15 protein-coding genes are annotated in these 15771 nt (G+C 64.0%); 7 read left to right on the top strand and 8 right to left on the bottom strand.

Annotated features, from left to right (window positions below; genetic code table 11):
* Positions 1 to 16 precede the first annotated feature (16 nt).
* Genes ISX93_RS04085 through ISX93_RS04060 form a run of 6 tightly spaced genes read right to left on the bottom strand, consistent with a single transcriptional unit; the run spans position 17 to position 6423 of the window.
* Entirely contained in the window at positions 17 to 1378 is a 1362-nt protein-coding gene (locus ISX93_RS04085; RefSeq protein ID WP_195777434.1) for a BatD family protein, read from the bottom strand.
* A complete protein-coding gene (locus tag ISX93_RS04080) occupies positions 1375 to 2997 on the bottom strand; it encodes a vWA domain-containing protein (protein WP_195777433.1) in 1623 nt (540 codons plus the stop codon). Before ISX93_RS04080 ends, ISX93_RS04085 begins: the two co-directional genes overlap by 4 nt.
* A complete protein-coding gene (locus ISX93_RS04075) occupies positions 2997 to 4001 on the bottom strand; it encodes a vWA domain-containing protein (RefSeq protein WP_195777432.1) in 1005 nt (334 codons plus the stop codon). The genes ISX93_RS04080 and ISX93_RS04075 overlap by 1 nt, the downstream gene beginning before the upstream one ends.
* Positions 3988 to 4482: a DUF4381 domain-containing protein gene (locus ISX93_RS04070; protein WP_195777431.1), complete on the bottom strand. Its 495-nt coding sequence runs from the start codon at positions 4480 to 4482 to the stop codon at positions 3988 to 3990. Before ISX93_RS04070 ends, ISX93_RS04075 begins: the two co-directional genes overlap by 14 nt.
* Positions 4479 to 5432: a DUF58 domain-containing protein gene (locus tag ISX93_RS04065; protein WP_195777430.1), complete on the bottom strand. Its 954-nt coding sequence runs from the start codon at positions 5430 to 5432 to the stop codon at positions 4479 to 4481. Before ISX93_RS04065 ends, ISX93_RS04070 begins: the two co-directional genes overlap by 4 nt.
* 10 nt (positions 5433 to 5442) lie before the next feature.
* Entirely contained in the window at positions 5443 to 6423 is a 981-nt protein-coding gene (locus tag ISX93_RS04060) for an AAA family ATPase (RefSeq protein WP_195777429.1), read from the bottom strand.
* A gap of 197 nt (positions 6424 to 6620) precedes the next feature.
* Between ISX93_RS04060 and earP the strand changes: the two genes are divergently transcribed.
* From earP to ISX93_RS04045, 3 genes are all read left to right on the top strand, one after another.
* On the top strand, positions 6621 to 7754 hold the full coding sequence (gene earP / locus ISX93_RS04055) for an elongation factor P maturation arginine rhamnosyltransferase EarP (RefSeq protein ID WP_195777428.1): 1134 nt from the start codon (positions 6621 to 6623) through the stop codon (positions 7752 to 7754).
* A gap of 43 nt (positions 7755 to 7797) precedes the next feature.
* Positions 7798 to 8373 (top strand): elongation factor P, encoded by a 576-nt coding sequence (gene efp / locus ISX93_RS04050; RefSeq protein ID WP_195777427.1) that lies wholly within the window; start codon positions 7798 to 7800, stop codon positions 8371 to 8373.
* 334 nt (positions 8374 to 8707) lie between these two features.
* Positions 8708 to 9463 carry a sulfite exporter TauE/SafE family protein gene (locus ISX93_RS04045; RefSeq protein WP_195777426.1) on the top strand — a complete coding sequence of 252 codons (756 nt, stop codon included), beginning with the start codon at positions 8708 to 8710 and terminating at the stop codon, positions 9461 to 9463.
* On the opposite strand, the gene ISX93_RS04040 is transcribed toward ISX93_RS04045, so the two are convergent.
* Positions 9453 to 10304 (bottom strand): LysR substrate-binding domain-containing protein, encoded by an 852-nt coding sequence (locus tag ISX93_RS04040; protein ID WP_195777425.1) that lies wholly within the window; start codon positions 10302 to 10304, stop codon positions 9453 to 9455. The two genes, ISX93_RS04045 and ISX93_RS04040, sit on opposite strands and share 11 nt — an antisense overlap.
* Positions 10305 to 10401: 97 nt before the next feature.
* On the opposite strand from ISX93_RS04040, the gene ISX93_RS04035 reads away from it, so the two are divergent.
* The 4 genes from ISX93_RS04035 to ISX93_RS04020 all read left to right on the top strand — a co-directional run bounded on the left by ISX93_RS04035 (position 10402) and on the right by ISX93_RS04020 (position 14316).
* Positions 10402 to 10635 carry a DUF1127 domain-containing protein gene (locus ISX93_RS04035; protein ID WP_195777424.1) on the top strand — a complete coding sequence of 78 codons (234 nt, stop codon included), beginning with the start codon at positions 10402 to 10404 and terminating at the stop codon, positions 10633 to 10635.
* 245 nt (positions 10636 to 10880) lie between these two features.
* Positions 10881 to 11513: a c-type cytochrome gene (locus ISX93_RS04030; RefSeq protein ID WP_195777423.1), complete on the top strand. Its 633-nt coding sequence runs from the start codon at positions 10881 to 10883 to the stop codon at positions 11511 to 11513.
* A 70-nt stretch (positions 11514 to 11583) separates the two neighbouring features.
* On the top strand, positions 11584 to 12768 hold the full coding sequence (locus ISX93_RS04025) for a cytochrome-c peroxidase (protein ID WP_195777422.1): 1185 nt from the start codon (positions 11584 to 11586) through the stop codon (positions 12766 to 12768).
* 3 nt (positions 12769 to 12771) lie between these two features.
* Positions 12772 to 14316 (top strand): parallel beta-helix domain-containing protein, encoded by a 1545-nt coding sequence (locus tag ISX93_RS04020; RefSeq protein ID WP_195777421.1) that lies wholly within the window; start codon positions 12772 to 12774, stop codon positions 14314 to 14316.
* Between the two features lie 288 nt (positions 14317 to 14604).
* Here ISX93_RS04020 and ISX93_RS04015 read toward each other — a convergent pair whose 3' ends face one another.
* On the bottom strand, positions 14605 to 15768 hold the full coding sequence (locus ISX93_RS04015) for an aromatic ring-hydroxylating oxygenase subunit alpha (RefSeq protein ID WP_195777420.1): 1164 nt from the start codon (positions 15766 to 15768) through the stop codon (positions 14605 to 14607).
* Between the last annotated feature and the right edge of the window lie 3 nt (positions 15769 to 15771).

Genomic DNA, 15771 nt, shown 5'->3' with positions numbered 1-15771 from the left:
CGTGCCGTTGTCCAGGTCAGGTGTGGGTGTCATGCCCCGGTCTGCCTGGCGTCTCTGCAGTCCAGGGCCGCAGTGGCTGTAACTGAAAATCGTTGGCCACGGCACGGGCGCGGCGAATGCGGTGCTTGCGCAGCTTTTGCAAGCCGTGGCGCAGCTCCTGCAGGTCGACCGGTGCGCAATGTTGCGCGCTGTACTGGTCAGTCAGCGCCTGCTGCAAACAGGTGGCGGCCGCCGCGGGTAATTGCCTGGCCAGTGCTTGCAGGTCGGCGTGACCCTGGCTGCGCAATTGCCAGCGGTACAACTCTGCCAGCGGCATGGGGCCCCTGCGCAGGGCGCGCTGCAGGTCGCGCCAGGCACAGCGCTCGGAGGCATGCCAGGTGGCCTGCCGGCGGCTTCGCCAGCCTTGCACCCGGGTGCATGCTTCATGAAGGCGCTGGCGTCCCAGGTAGGCGATCAGGCCCAGCAGCAGAATGCTGCCGATGCCCAGTAGCAGCGGCCGCGAAATGTGGATCAGGCGGCCACGCCCGAGTTTTTCCAGATCGGCTTCGAGGGAGAACGGCAACTGGTAGTCGCCGCTGCGCCGTGCTTCGAATTCGATTGCCGGCACCTGGCTGGTCTGCTCGCGCAGGCTGCGGCTAACCGACCAGTTCAGTTCGAGTTCGGGAAGGCGGTAATCCCCGGCTTGCTCAACCACATAGCTGACGCTGTCGATGCGGACGCCACCGTCGATGCTGCCGCGACCATTGCCCAGCGGGCCGACCGTGGGTGGCTGCGGGTAGCGCTTGAGTCCGGGAATGTCACTGAACCCGACCGGGGGTATCAGCATGGCCTGTGCGCCATCGGCTTCAATACGAATGCGCCGGGTCACGCGGTCACCGACCTTGAGCGGATCAGCCGACTGCTCAACCTGCTGGCTCATGCGTACCTGGCTGGCCACCAGCCGGTTGCCTTGGGTGCCTGTAGCCGCTGCACCGCTCACGGTAAAACTCAGCGCGCGCGTACTGACGTTGATCGGCGCTGCTGCCTGACCCAGATTGAGGCTGAAAGGCAGTGCCGGGATTTCGTACTGGCCGGGCGCGGTGGGGCTGATCAGGTAAGTCAGGCGCAGGCCGAACCAGGTGGAGCCATCGATGTTCAGGGTCAGGCTGTCGGCCTGGCCATTGGGCGGGGTGATCAGTGTTCCCGGCAGATCCAGTGGTGCCGGTTGCGGTGCCTGGGTAAACCAGGTGCTGGTCAGCAGATCAACCTCGAGGCGCAGGGTACCGCCTACCTGATAGGGCGCAGCGGGTTGCAGCCGGGCGTCCACGCGCACCAGCGGTTCGGCCAGGGCGTGGCTCATGCAGGCGAGCAGGGTGACGAGCAGCAGCACATACCTCATGGCGTGCCTCCTGCCGGCTGGGCGGCTGCCTGTTGCAGCTTGAACTTCTTGCGCAGAAAGCCCGCCGGAGAGGTGCTCAGGTTACGCAGCCAGACCTCGGCGGCAGTCGGCTTCGGCGCGGTCACCATCGCGTCCTTGCCTTTGCCAGGCTCGCCCTTGTCATCGTACTGCTCGGTGCCTTCATCATCCTTGGGCGCGTACTGCTGGTCGATCTCGAACTGTCGCTGCAGCTCAGTGACCAGCTCCAGGTTGAAACGCGCCTGGGGAAACTCCGGTTGCAGGCGCAGGGCTTCGGCGTAGGCGGTCATGGCTTGCGGATAGCGATGCAGGCGCGCCTGGCTGTTGCCAATGTAGAAATAGGCCACCGGCCGTTGCTCGGCCGGCCCGTTGGCCATGCGCGCGAAGCTGGCCAGGGCGTCATTGAATTCGGCTGCCTGGTAGGCCGCCAGGCCTTTCCAGTAGGGATCGTTGAAATGCTCTGCGGCGAGCGGCAACTTCTCCTCTTCGAAATACCAGCGGCCCTGTTGATCCGGGGTGAAAAGCGCATCGGCCAGCCAGCCTGCCTGTGCCTGTCCGGAGGGCAGACTGAGGCCGACAGCCAGCCACAGCGCCGGCATCCAGCTGACGCTCCAGCCCTTGCGGATGCCCAGCCAGGCCAGCGGCAGCAACAACCAGCACAACCAGTAGCCCATGTCTTTCCAGTGCAGCTCGGCGTTGTCCGGGTTGGCGGCGCGGAAGTGCTGCTGGGCATGCAACTGGATCCAGTCGAGATCATCGGTGTTCTGCGTCAGGCTGCCGATCGGCGCATCGGCGGCATCGGCCAGTTGCTCCAGCGCCGGCTTGTCGAATTCGCTGATGATCGGCTTGCCGCTGCTGTCCAGCCGCGGCGCGCCGTTGGCGTCGGTGATCAGCCCGCCGCTCTGGTTGCCGACCGCCAGCACCAGCACTTGCAAATCCTCGGGCGAGGCTTTGAGTTGCTGGCGCAGCGCATCCAGCTGGCTGGTGTCGGCGCCGTCACTGATCAACACCAGCGTGCCCGGACTTTTTTCCGCGGCAAGCAGGCGTATGGCTTCTTCCGTGGCAGCCAGCGCGTTTTTGCCCGAGGTGTCGAGCAGGTTGGTGGAGAGGGCCTGGATATAGGTTTCCAGCAGTTCCGGGTCATCGGTGGGTGGCAGGACCAGATGCGCCGACCCGGCATACACAAGCAATGCGGTGCGTGCCCCGGCGCGGCGCTGCAGCAGGTCGCGCAACTTGTTTTGCACGGCTTCCAGGCGGCTGGGGGCGACGTCGCCGGCATCCATCGAGGGTGACAGGTCGACGGCCAGGATCAGCGGCGCCTGGTCTTCGAGAAAGGGCGGACGATCGAGTTCCCAGGTCGGTCCGGCGGCGGTCACGGCGCCGAGGGCCAGCAGTGCACCGAGTAACCAGACCGGACGCAGGCGTTGCTGGTCCTGAGGTCTGACGACCAGATGCTTGAGCAGATGCGGGGCGAACACCGCGCGCAAGCGCTGCATGCCACCGCGCTGGCGTTGCCAGGCCCACGGCAGCAGCGCCGCCGGCAACAGCAGGAGCAGCCACAGCGGGCGGATGAAGTGCAGCTGGTTGAGGTCGATTTCCATCAGCCGGCCTCACTGCTGGCAGCTACGCGGGGCCTTGAGTGCCGGCGTCCGCGCAAGGCAGCCAGCCCGTGATAAAGGGTCAGCAACAGCAGGCCGGCGCCCAGCGGCCAGACAAACAGGTCGCGCTTGGGCTGGAAGCTCAGGTGCTGCACTTCATGCGGGGTGATCTGGTCGAGGGTCTGATAGACCCCGGCCAGTGCGGAGCTGTCAGTGGCCATGAAGCTGCGCCCGCCGGTGGCGTTGGCGATCTTGTCCAGCGCCTTGGCATCGACACGGTTTTCGCCGCTGGCCTGCGGGTCACCAATGCCGATGGCATGGATGCGGATGTGTTTGCTGGCAGCCAGCGCAGCAGCCTGATCGGGCGGAATCACGCTGTGGTTGTCGTTGCCGTCGGTGAGCAGAATCAGCGTCTTGTCCGGCTGCTCACTCTTGTCCAGCATCTTGATGCCCAGTCCGATGGCGTCGCCGATCGCCGTGCTGGGGCCGGCCATGCCTATGCCGGCCTGGTCGAGCAACAGCTTCAGGCTGCCGTGGTCGAGAGTCAGCGGTGCCTGGGCGAAGGCGCCACCGCCAAACAGGATCAGCCCCAGACGATCATCCGGCCGCTGGTCGATAAAGGTCTGCACCACCTGCTTTACCGCTGTCAGGCGGTCCACCGCGATGCCGTCCTGACCCAGATAATCCTTGGCTTCCATGGACTGCGAGATGTCGATGGCCAGCAGCAGGTCACGGGTTGGTTTGGTCTGCTGCAGCGGCGGTTCTACCCAGACCGGACGGGCCAGGGCGATCAGCAGCAAGCCCCAGACCAGCAGGTTGAATGACAGTTGCCAGCGGTTCTGACGCACCCCGGATTGCTGCGGGGCAATGCCGAGGGCCTGGCTCATGGCACCGAAAAACGGCGTGCGCAAAGCCTGACGCGCTTCCTTGTAGGCAGGCAGATAGCGCCAGCCGAGCAGCGGCAACGGCAGCAAGGCAAACAACCAGGGGTAGTCAAACTGCCACATGGTGCTGCTCCAGCCATTGCCGGCTGACGCCCAGCAAGTCTGCGATCTGTTGCTCGGACAAGGCCTGCAGCTGGGCATCTGGTGCGTAGCTGAGCATCGCCAGTTGTGCGCTGAAATCCGCTGGCAGCGGGGCAGGGCAGCACTGTTCAAGGAAGCGCTGCCAGTCACAGCCGCCGAGACTGCTGACCCCGACCTGACCGGGGATCGACAGGGCGGTGCGCTTGAGCAAGTCGGGCAGCTGACGCAAGGGGCTGCGGTCAGTGTTGCTGGTCAGCGCGGCCTGCAACTGCACCAGCTGCGTCAGCGCGGCGCGCCGGTAGCGGTTGCATCGCCAGCGCCAGAGCGCGCGGCCGCCAAACAACACTGCCGTACCGAGCAGGAGCAGCAAGAGTGCCAGCCAGCCCCAGGTCTGCGGGAAATAGCTGACCGGCTCTGGCAGGGGCAGGACTTGCAGCTGGGAGATATTGGCGGCAGCACTCATCGTTTTGTCCCGCCAAGCTTGCCGAGTTCGAAGCGCAACTGCGGCAACGCCGCTTCGCCGGTGCTGATCATCAGCAGCGGGATCTGGCTGCGCCGCAACAACTCGGCGACATCACGCAGACGGCCACTGCTGAAGGCGCTGAGTGGTTGATGGACATGGCGACGACCTACGGCCAGCTCGACCTGCAATTCGCCCTGGGTGATCAGCAACTGGCCGTTCTGCGGGATATTCAGTGCCAGCGGGTCATACACTTGCAGGGCAATCACATCGTTGTGGGCAGCCAGTTCGCGGAGCAATTTCAGGGTATTGGGAGTGGTGCCGGCAAAGTCGCTGATGATGCAGATCAGGTGGTCGTGACCGGCCAGTGACAGGCACTCGCGCAGCACCTTGTCGAGCTGGGCGCTGCTGTCGAGGGCCGGATTGTCGGCGGCCAGTGCATGGTTCTGGCGGACGATGGCGGCACACAATTGTTCAATGCGCTGGCGACTGCGCAGCGGGGCGATGCGTTCGATCTTTTCGTCGTTGAACACCAGGCCGCCGACCCGGTCACCACTGTGGAAGACCATCCAGGCAGCCAACGCAGCCAGTTCTGCGGCAGTGCAGGATTTAAGGCTGTATTGCGAGCCGAAGAACATGTCCATGCGCTGGTCGACCAGGATCAATGCCGGGCGATCGCGTTCTTCACTGAAACTGCGGATAAATGGTTTGCCCTGGCGCAGGCTGACACGCCAGTCGATATGCCGCAGGTCATCGCCGGGCTGGTAGCGGCGCAGTTCTTCGAAGTTCAGCCCGCGCCCGCGCAGGCGCGAGTTGTGCTGGCCGGCGAGAATGCTCGACAGCGGCTGGCGGCTGGTAAAACTGAGCTGGTGGGCCGGCTGCTCCAGGCGCAGCAACCGGGCTACCGAGGTGTAGACCAGTCCGTCAGTGACACGTGCGTTCAGTTCGGGCATGGCCGCTCACTCAGGCCGCAATGGCCACCTTGTCGAGCAGGCGGTCGAGTACCTGATCGGCGGTAATGCCGTCGGCCACCGCGTCGTAACTCAGCTGCAGGCGATGGCGCAGTACCGGGTGCAGGACCTGGCGAATATCGTCCGGGGTGACGAATTCGCGGCTTTCTAGCCAGGCATTGGCGCGGGCGGCGCGATCCAGGCTGATGGCCCCGCGCGGGCTGGCACCGATGCGGATCCAGCGCACCAGCTCGGCGTCATAGGCGGCCGGATGGCGAGTGGCGTTGATCAGGTCGATGATGTAGCCGTCGATGCCGGCAGACACATGGATGCCACTCAGCTCCAGCCGCGCATCGAACAGCACCTGCTGTTCCAGGACCAGTCCCGGAGTGCTCGCAGCATGTTTGGCCTTGGCCGTTTCTTCGCCACGCAGCAGGCGCAGCACGTCCGCTTCCTGAGCGGGTTGTGGGTAGTCCATGAGGATCTTCATCAGGAAGCGATCCATCTGCGCTTCGGGCAGCGGGTAGGTGCCTTCCTGTTCGATCGGGTTCTGCGTCGCCAGCACCATGAACAGATCCGGCAGCAGGTGGCTCTTGCCAGCGACGGTGATCTGCCTTTCTTCCATGGCTTCGAGCAATGCGGCTTGTACCTTGGCTGGCGCGCGGTTGATCTCGTCGGCGAGGATCACGTTGCCGAACAGCGGGCCTGGCTGGAACTGGATCAGGTGATTGCCGCCCTCGCTGTGCAGCACTTCGGTGCCGGTGATGTCCGAGGGCAGCAGGTCGGGGGTGAACTGGATGCGGCTCATCTGCGCATGCAGATGCGTAGCCAGGGCACGCACGGTACGGGTCTTGGCCAGCCCCGGGAGGCTTTCCAATAGCACATGGCCGTTGGCCAGCAGGGCCAGGACAATCTGCCGGACCACGGCCTCCTGCCCCAGCACCGCCTGATTGATGCTGTCCTGGAGTTCCAGGATGCTGCTGCGAACGCTCATGCTCTGATCCTTTTGTGCGGGGGCGTTGCCGGGCGGCTCGGGCCGGCAAGCATCGGCCAAGAGTGGCAAATGCACTGGCAAACTTCAAATGCATTGAGTGGGTTGCTTTGATGCGCCTCCTGCATGGTTTCGGGGGAACGGGAACAACACGTTGGCTGCAGGCATAATGCGCCCAGCCATTCAACGGAAAATCAGCAATGCGCCAGGCTTGGGACATCTTCTGCACGGTCGTGGACAACTACGGCGACATCGGCGTGACCTGGCGTCTGGCGCGGCAGCTGGTTGCCGAGCATGACCTGCAGGTGCGCCTGTGGGTGGACCAGCTGGCGGCCTTCGTGCGCCTGTGCCCGGGTGCGGACCCGCACGCCGCCCGGCAGTTCTGCAGCGGCGTGGAGGTCTGCCAGTGGCCGGCCGTCTGGCAGCCGGTCGCGGTTGCCGACGTGGTACTCGAGGCCTTTGCCTGCAGCCTGCCGGCGCCGTACCTGGCGGCCATGCAGGCGCGGGCGCGCAAGCCGCTGTGGCTGAACCTGGAGTACCTGAGCGCCGAGGACTGGGTGGCTGGCTGCCATGCCCTGCCTTCGCTGCAATCGGGCGGCTTGCAGAAATTCTTCTATTTTCCCGGCTTTACCGCGGACACCGGTGGCTTGCTGCGCGAGCAGGGGCTGCTGCAGCGGCGCGACGCCTTTCAGCAGGATGCCGCGCAGCGCCAGGCGTTCCTCGCCGGCCTGGGTGTGCAGCCGGCGGCAGACGAGCAGCTCTACTCGCTGTTCACCTACGAGTGCGCCAGCATCGCCGGCTGGTTGCAGCAACTGGCCAGGGGTGACCGGCCGGTGCTGCTGCTGGTTCCCGAGGGACGCGCGCTGAGCGATGTGTGGGCCTGGCTGGGTGAGCCCGGCCTGGCCGCCGGAGCGCAAGCCAGGCGCGGCAACCTGCGCGTGCAGGTGCTGCCATTCGTCAGCCAGGACGATTACGACCGGCTGTTGTGGAGTTGCGATTTCAATGCGGTGCGCGGCGAGGATTCCTTCGTGCGCGCCCTGTGGGCCGGCAAGCCGCTGCTCTGGCACCTGTACCAGCAGGCGGAAGAAACCCACCTGGAGAAGCTGGAGGCCTTTCTGCAACGCTATCTGCCCGGGCTTTCCGGCCCTGCGGCAACTGCGCTGGGGCAGTTCTGGCAGGCCTGGAACAGCGCCTTGCCGGCCGGCGAGAGCTGGGCGGCGCTGCAGACGCACTGGCCGGAACTGCGCCGGCACGCGCTGGACTGGTCGGCCCGACAGGCTGCGCAGAGAGATCTGGCGGCGGGGCTGGCGCATTTTTGTACAAATTGGCTATGATACGCGGCCTGTTTTTTGTCTCCCCCTCCAAACGGATTAGCGTATGAAAACCGCACAAGAAATGAAGCCGAACAGCGTGGCCCTGATTGACGGCCATCCTTGGCTTATCCAGAAAGCCGAATTCACCAAGTCCGGCCGCAACAGCGCCATCGTCAAGATGAAGCTGAAGAACCTGATCAACGGCTCCAAGACCGAGACCGTGTACAAAGCCGACGACAAGATGGAGCCGGTGATCCTCGAGCGCAAGGAAGTGACCCTGTCCTACATCAGCGGTGACGACTACGTGTTCATGGATCCGGAGTACAACTCCTACGAACTGCGTGCCGAAGACCTGGAAAGCGTCCTGCCGTTCATCGAAGAAGGCATGACCGACGTCTGCGAAGCGGTGTTCTTCGAAGGCAAGGTGATCTCCGTCGACCTGCCGACCACCATCGTGCGCAAGATCACCTACACCGAAGGCTCCGCCCGTGGCGATACGTCCGGCAAGGTGATGAAGCCGGCCAAGCTGAGCAACGGCACCGAAGTCAAGGTTGCGGATTTCTGCAATATCGACGACTGGATCGAAATCGACACCCGTGACGGCTCCTACAAGGGTCGCACCCAGGCTCCACAGGCTTAAACCTGCGCGAGTCCTGAAAGCCCGGCCATGTGCCGGGTTTTTTGTTGGCTATGTACCCGTTACGTGTTGCGGAACCTTTTTGTAGGAGCCAGCTTGCTGGCGATCGCTGGCAGACAGCTCCTATCGCCAGCAAGCTGGCTCCTACAGAAAGCGAAAGTGGCTAGCAACACATAACAGGGACATAGCCTTTTTGTTGGCGCTGTACCTGTTGCCTGGTGGGCGCAAAACGCAGGGTGGGCTTTAGCCCACCAAACCAGGCAGCGCCAAATGGTGGGCTAAAGCCCACCCTACGCCCACCCTACGCACTGCGTTTTTATCAGCCACGGGAGGCTGCATGGACATTGCAAGCTGGCTGCTGAATCTGCTGCTCGGTGCCGCGCTCGGTACGCTCGGCGGGCTGTTCGGCATTGGTGGCGGGCTGGTCGCGATTCCGGCGCTGGGTGTGCTGTTCGGCCTCGATCAGCAACTGGCCCAGGGCACGGCGCTGGTGATGGTGGTGCCCAATGTGGTGCTGGCGCTGTGGCGCTACCACCAGCACAACCCGATCAACCGGCGGTACGCCCTGGCACTGGGGCTGTCCGGGCTGGGCAGTGCCTGGCTGGCGTCCTTGCTGGCACTGCAGCTGGAGGCGCGCAGCATGCGCCTGGCCTTCGTCGGCTTCCTGCTGGCGCTGGCGGCGTTCAACCTCTGGCGGTTGTATCGCCAGTTGCCCGACGGCGGCCAGCAGCTGCGTCACCCCTGGCCCTGGCTGATCCCGCTGGGCGCGGCTTCGGGCCTGCTCGGCGGGCTGTTCGCGGTGGGCAGTGCGGTGCTGGCCACCCCCAGCCTGACGGCGATCTTCGGCCTCAGCCAGGTGCTGGCCCAGGGCCTGTCGCTGGCCCTGGCGCTGCCGGCGACCAGCGTGACCCTGCTCACCTATGCCGTTCACGGCGAAGTCGACTGGGCGCTCGGCATTCCGCTGGCCATCGGCGGGCTGGCCAGCATCAGCTGGGGCGTGAAGCTGGCACATGCCCTGCCGGATCGCCGTTTGCGCCAGCTGTTCTGCGGTTTCCTGCTGGCCTGTGCGCTGTTGCTCGGGTTCAGAGTCTGAAGCCCTCGGCGATCTGCGCCGCCAGCGTCTCGGTCACCGGTGACTGGCTGCGCGGGTTGCGCAGTAGCACGATGCTGGTCAGCGGCAGTTCGGGCAGGCCCTGTTCCGGGCCGATGATTTCCAGGTCAGGGGTGATGATGCTTTCCATCTGCGCGGTGATCGCCAGTCCGGCGCTGACCACCGCCAGGATCGCCGACAGGCTGGGGCTGGTGTAGGCCACCCGGTAGGCGCGCTCGCGGGCGTCCAGTGCATTGCAGGCCCAGGCGCGGCAGAAGCAGCCGGCGTTGAACATGGCCAGCGGCAGCGGGTTGCATTCGTGCACGTTGTGCCCGCGGGCCTGGGCCCAGACGAAGCGTTCCTGGCGCAGCAACTGGCCGATCTCGTTGCCCGGCTCGCGGGAGACGATGGTCAGGTCGAGGTCCTGGCGCTGCAGCAACTGGGTCGAGGGCTCGCAGTGCACTTCCACCTGCACCAGCGGGTAGGCCTGGGCGAACTGCGCAAGGATGCCGGGCAGGAAACGCATCACGTAGTCGTCCGGGGTGCCGATCTTCACCGCCCCGACCATGTGTGGCTGGCGCAGGGTGTTGAACACCTCGCCCTGCAGCTTGAGGATGCGCCGCGCGTAGCCGAGCAGCACCTGGCCCTCGGCGGTGAGTTGCACGCCGCGCCCGTCGCGCTCGAACAGCGGGCGCTTGAGCACATCATCCTCGAGGCGCTTCATCTGCATGCTGACCGCCGACTGGGTGCGGTTCACCGCGTTGGCGGCGCGGGTGAAGCTGCCGTGATCGGCGATGGCGATGAAACTGCGCAGCAGTTCGCTGTCGATGCTGGGGTGGCTCATGTATCAAATTCCAAGATGGGTCGCATAAGAAACATTCGTTGGATTGATGTTAGCCCCGGCGCGAGACTGGCGCCAACCCCACAGGGAGGGCAAGCAAATGAAAGATCAATCCGCATCCTTCGCGTTCACTTCAGGCGGCCGGCGTATCGTCCAGTTCTGGGCGCCACTGCGCGCCGCCTACCGCCAGCTGCGCCGCTGGTGGCAGCTGTCCGAGCAACGCCGGCGCCTGGCGCTGCTGGACGAGCGGGCCTTGCACGACATCGGCCTGAGCCGGGCGGATGCCATGCAGGAAAGCGAACGGCCGTTCTGGGACGATCCGTTGGCCAAATAACCCGCAATGCCCGGTTGTGGCGAGCGGTTGCACGGTGCAACCACTCACCACAACCGTCGTTATCCGCCAGTAGCCTGCAGGCACCCTGCAACACACTACCTTCGAGCTGGCCACAAGGCATGCCCGGCCAGCGTGCAGCCGTCGGCAACAGCAGTTTTCAGGCTTGATTGGTACGATAGTTCCATATATTCTGCCTGCACTTCGCGACTGTTCTGGGTCGCTCCATTTCTTCCGGTGACACTCCTATGCGACAGTTTCTTGGTGCAACGCTGCTGCTCGGGCTGACCGCAGCCACTTCGTTGAATGCTGCCGATACGGCGCCGGGCAAGGCGCTGTTCGAGGCTACCTGTGTCGCGTGCCATGGTGCCGCCGGGCAGGGCAATCCGGCGCTGCAGGCGCCGGCATTGGCCGGCCAGCAGGCTGCCTACCTGCAGCGCCAGTTGCTGAATTTCCGCACCGATCTGCGTGGTACGGCTGCCGGCGACAGCGGTGGTGCGCAGATGGCGCCAATGGCCAAGGGCCTGGCCGATGACGCGGCGGTAACTGCCGTTGCGGAGTATCTGGCCAGCCTGCCTGCCGCCAAGGCAACGCCAGCCCTGACGGGCGGTGACGCCGCCCAGGGCGCCAAGCTGTACCAGTCCAAGTGCGGGTCCTGTCATGGTGGCAAGGCCGAGGGCAATCCTGCACTGAATTCGCCACGTTTGGCCGGGCAGAGTGATGTCTACCTGCAGACCCAGTTCAACCACTTCAAGCAGGGCAAGCGCGGCTACCAGCAGCAGGATCGCTTTGGCCGGCAAATGAGGATGATGGCCAACAGCCTCAACGAAACCGAGTTGCAGGATGTGCTGGCGTACCTGAATACGCTTGGCGCCAAGTAAGGGCTTGCGGGTGCGATTTTTTATTACTTCACGGCTCTGCTGTACGGTTGTTCTGAGCGGGCTTGCGTCCATGGCTAGTGCTGCCGACACACCGATAGAGCTGGCCAGCATCTGCCCGGCCGGCTTCGAAACCACGGCGGACAACACCTGCAAGCTGCATACGCTGTACGACCAGTACGACTCGCTGTACGACAAGGGCGTCGGCGGTCTGCAGACCTCCCTGCCGCCACACCGCGAGGGTTTCAGTCCGCAGCAGATTGACCTGGGCCGCAACCTGTTCTTCGACCCCGTGCTGTCGGGCGACCAGACCCTCTCCTGCGCCAGTTGCCATCATCCCAAGCTGGGTTTTGCCGACGGCCTCAAGCGCAGCATCGGCAGCAATGGGCTGGAAGGTCAGCGTGGCGCTCCCAGCCTGTGGAACATGGCGTTCCTCACGCATTTCTTCTGGGATGCCCGGGCCACCTCGCTGGAAGAGCAGATGCAGGGGCCCTTGTTTTCTCCGGTGGAGATGGCCAGTTCGCCGCAGTTGCTGCTCGAGCGCCTGAACGGCAGTGCCGAGTATCGCCGGTTGTTTGCCCAGGCTTATCCGGGGCAGCAACAGCAGGGCGTTACCCTTGATCAGCTGTACCTGTCACTGGCGGCTTTCCAGACTTCATTGATCTCGCTGAACAGTCCCTACGACCGTTATGCCCATGGCTCTGCCGATGCCTTGAACGCCAAGGAGCTGGAAGGCTTCAACATCTATCGCTCGTTTGTCGCGCGCTGTTCCGAGTGCCATACGCCACCGTTGTTCACCAACCAGCAGATCGCCGTGATCGGGGTACCCGAGCCGGATGGCCGGCCGTTTGATCCGGGGGCCGAGAAGCCGTCGCATAACAAGGACTGGCGCGGTGGCTTCAAGGTGCCGTCGCTGCGCAATGTCGCGCAAACCGCGCCCTACATGCACTCCGGCACCTTCGGCAATCTGCGCGATGCCGCCGAGTTCTATACCAAGGGCCGCGGGCATGCCCTGCCCGAAGAAGAGAAGGCCAGGGTCCAGTTGCACTGGCATATCTGGGAACCAAAACTCGCTGAGCATGAACTGGATCGCCTGGTCGACTTCATGCGTGCGCTGACCGACGAATCCTTCACCCCTGCGATACCCGAGCGCGTCCCCTCAGGCTTGCAGCCGATCGGCAAGTTGCCGCCGGCCCTGCACGATGGTGCCAATTCTGCTACAACCACAGTCAGCGTTGCTGAACCAACCGGAGAATAAAAAATGGGCAAGAAACTCTTAAGCGTGGCCATCGCCGCCGCACTGCTGGGCGGTGGTGTCTACCTCGGCACGCAACTCGCCGGCAACAACAGCGCCACCATCGTGGGTGGTGCCGACCGTTACGCCAAGACCGAGCACAAGACTGCTGACGTTGGCTCGCTGGCCAAGTCGGTGGGCGCCAGTGGCACGGGCAAGGTGCTTGACGTCAAGGATGGCGAGTCCATCCAGGCTGCCGTCCGCGTCGCCGTGCCTGGCGACGTGATCCGGGTCTACCCGGGTACTTACAAGGAGACCGTGTACATCGACAAGGACGACATCCTGATTACCGGGGTGATCGAGCAGGGCCAGTGGCCGACCATGGAAGGCGAGCGCAAGCTCAACGATGCGATCCTCTATTCCGGCAACAACATCACCGTCGAGAACCTGCTGATCACCCACTACAAGGGCAACGGCATCATGGGCCAGGCCGGCAACAACTTCCTGATCCGCAACAACCGCGTGGTGGATACCGGCGTCTACGGCATCTTCCCGCAACTGGGGCAGAACGGCCTGATCAGCAACAACGTGGTCAGTGGCATCGAGGATGCGGCGATCTACGTGGGCATGAGCGACAACATCCATGTGAACAACAACGAGGTGTACGCCAGTGTCGCCGGTATCGAGTTCGAGAACTCCCGCCACGGCGTGATCGAGAACAACCTGGTGTATGACAACGCCGGCGGCATCCTGACCTTCATCACCCCGGGCCTGCCGATCAAGACCACCTTCGACCTGATCATCCGCAACAACTTCATCACCAACAACAACCATGTGAACTTCGGCGCGCCGGGTTCGATGGTGTCCGGTGTGCCCTCGGGTACCGGCATCGTGATCATGGCCGCCGATGAAGTGACCATGGAAAACAACATCATCTCCGGCAACAAGAACACCGGCATCATCATCACCGACCACGACAGCTTCCCGAACATCACCCGCGATCCGGAAACCGATCCGAAGTCGGACAAGGTCGCCATCCTCAACAACGTCATGTACAACAACGGCACCGATCCGATCGACGAGATCAAGGCACTGAAAGTGGCCACCCTGACCAATGCCAACGTCGATATCGTCAACGTCGGCAACAGCCGCGAGAGCTGCATCCTCAACCGTGAGCAGTACGTCAACATGGGCCTCAAGGACTTCGGTACCTGCGGCTTCTCCACCACCGCCGAGGTGATCACCCGCCTGCTCCCGGAACCTGTACCGCCGCGCGCAATCACCGAGCTGGACAAGGGCAAGCTGACCTACTTTGGTGTGTGCACTGGCTGCCACGCCTACGGCATGCGCATGATCGGCCCACCGGTCGAGACGATCCAGGCCCTCTATATGGAAAATCCGCAAGGCATTGCCGACTACATCGCCAAACCGGAGAAGAAGCGTGAAGACTACCCGGCCATGCCCGCGCAGGATTACCTGTCGGCCGAGCAGCGCCTGGCCGTGGCCAAGTTCATGCTTGGCGTGGACAACCACGGGATCTTCCACGACCAGGCACTGAACCAGAACCAGTAAGCCTGTGTGCAACTGAAAACGGAGCCTGCGGGCTCCGTTTTCGTTGGTGGGGGTTCAGGAGGGGTTATCCGTCTGGTCTGCGCTCGTTGCAGGAGCCAGCTTGCTGGCGATGACTGCATGGCTGCAGTTTGGTAGGGCGGGTGCAACGCGCGGCAACGGCGGGTTGCACCCGCCCTACGCAATTTGGGGGCTCCTGCGAATGAACACAGCGGGTTACCCACTCAATCGGTCAGATGAGCCGCAACAGGCAAGCCAGCGGCCATGCAATCGAGCCGCCAAGTCCCGGCGCTAATGATTGCCTGCCACATCGCTGACGCTGAGCTCACCCAAGGCGGTGTCCAGCCCCTGGTGAAACCACTTCAGCGCCGGCTCGAAGCGACCGTGCCACAGGCGGTCGCTGGCGCCGGCCTGAATGCCGGCCTGGACCCGGGCGGCCATGCCGAAGTCTTCCTCCAGCGCGTTGTAGAGGATCTCGTTGTTCTTCTGGAAGTAGCGCAGGGCCTTCTCGCTGGCTGGCTCCGTGGCCAGCAGGGTGTGGCTGAGCACCCGGGTACCGAGCGGGCCGGCGGGGAACACGCTGGTGAAGTCAATATGGTCAGGCTCGACCAGCACCAGGGTGTTGGGCCAGAGGTAATAGAGCAGGTTCCCATGTAGACGCAGGTTCCAGGCGCTTTCCGGCTGATCCAGCAGGTCGCGCAGGTTGCGCTTCACGTAGTAGTTGCGGATGTGCCGGCCGCAGCGTTCGAACAGCCCGAGGTTGGGCCAGAACAGGTGGTCGATGGTGGCCTGGTGGGCCTTCTGCACGTGGTAGTTCTCGAGGAAGGTGTCGATGGTCAGCTTCCAGTTGACCGGGCGGGTGATGTCGCGCGGGTCGAACACCACATGCGACTCGACACCAAAGCTGGCGAAGTCGGCCAGCAATTGCTCGCCGAAGAAGGTGTCCAGATCGAGTGCCGGCCCGGGCGTGTGACTGGCCCAGACCGCGCCCCAGCGTTCGGCCACCGGCACCTCGGTGAGGTTCAGGCAGCCGCGCTCGATGCCCTCGAAGCCATAGGCATGCGGCATGCCGCGCAGCTGGCCGTCAGGGTTGTAGGACCAGGCATGGTAAGGGCAGACGAACACCCGGTTCGGTCCGCTCAAGTCACTCACCAGCTGGGTGCCGCGGTGCTTGCAGATGTTGAGAAAGGCGCGCAGCTGGCCGTCGTTGTCGCGGGTCAGCAGTAGCGGGGCGAGCAGGTCGCGGGTGAGGAAGTGGCCGTTGGGAATTTCACTGGAGCGGGCTACCAGCAGCGGTTCGCGGCGCAGGATCTGATCGCGTTCGCGGCGGAAGCGCGCTTCGTCCAGGTAGGTGCTGGCGCTAAGCGAGGAGGGGGTCTCTGCGCAGTCGGAAATCCCATGTTCCATCAGGGCGAGCGTGCGCTTGAGGAGTTCAACCTGGGTGGCGTGCTGCATGGT

The organism is Pseudomonas sp. N040, assembly GCF_015637705.1.
GTDB lineage: Bacteria > Pseudomonadota > Gammaproteobacteria > Pseudomonadales > Pseudomonadaceae > Aquipseudomonas.
This window is presented reverse-complemented; position numbering and strand designations above follow the sequence as displayed.

Bases quoted from the DNA above. Each gene is read 5' to 3' on its own strand.
- ISX93_RS04025 (WP_195777422.1), top strand. From the start codon at position 11,584: ATGGCTAGTGCTGCCGACACACCGATAGAGCTGGCCAGCATCTGCCCG.
- ISX93_RS04070 (WP_195777431.1), bottom strand. From the start codon at position 4,482: ATGAGTGCTGCCGCCAATATCTCCCAGCTGCAAGTCCTGCCCCTGCCA.
- ISX93_RS04080 (WP_195777433.1), bottom strand. From the start codon at position 2,997: ATGGAAATCGACCTCAACCAGCTGCACTTCATCCGCCCGCTGTGGCTG.
- efp (WP_195777427.1), top strand. From the start codon at position 7,798: ATGAAAACCGCACAAGAAATGAAGCCGAACAGCGTGGCCCTGATTGAC.
- ISX93_RS04040 (WP_195777425.1), bottom strand. From the start codon at position 10,304: ATGAGCCACCCCAGCATCGACAGCGAACTGCTGCGCAGTTTCATCGCC.
- ISX93_RS04015 (WP_195777420.1), bottom strand. From the start codon at position 15,768: ATGCAGCACGCCACCCAGGTTGAACTCCTCAAGCGCACGCTCGCCCTG.
- ISX93_RS04060 (WP_195777429.1), bottom strand. From the start codon at position 6,423: ATGAGCGTTCGCAGCAGCATCCTGGAACTCCAGGACAGCATCAATCAG.
- ISX93_RS04085 (WP_195777434.1), bottom strand. From the start codon at position 1,378: ATGAGGTATGTGCTGCTGCTCGTCACCCTGCTCGCCTGCATGAGCCAC.
- ISX93_RS04030 (WP_195777423.1), top strand. From the start codon at position 10,881: ATGCGACAGTTTCTTGGTGCAACGCTGCTGCTCGGGCTGACCGCAGCC.
- ISX93_RS04020 (WP_195777421.1), top strand. From the start codon at position 12,772: ATGGGCAAGAAACTCTTAAGCGTGGCCATCGCCGCCGCACTGCTGGGC.
- ISX93_RS04035 (WP_195777424.1), top strand. From the start codon at position 10,402: ATGAAAGATCAATCCGCATCCTTCGCGTTCACTTCAGGCGGCCGGCGT.
- ISX93_RS04065 (WP_195777430.1), bottom strand. From the start codon at position 5,432: ATGCCCGAACTGAACGCACGTGTCACTGACGGACTGGTCTACACCTCG.
- ISX93_RS04045 (WP_195777426.1), top strand. From the start codon at position 8,708: ATGGACATTGCAAGCTGGCTGCTGAATCTGCTGCTCGGTGCCGCGCTC.
- ISX93_RS04075 (WP_195777432.1), bottom strand. From the start codon at position 4,001: ATGTGGCAGTTTGACTACCCCTGGTTGTTTGCCTTGCTGCCGTTGCCG.
- earP (WP_195777428.1), top strand. From the start codon at position 6,621: ATGCGCCAGGCTTGGGACATCTTCTGCACGGTCGTGGACAACTACGGC.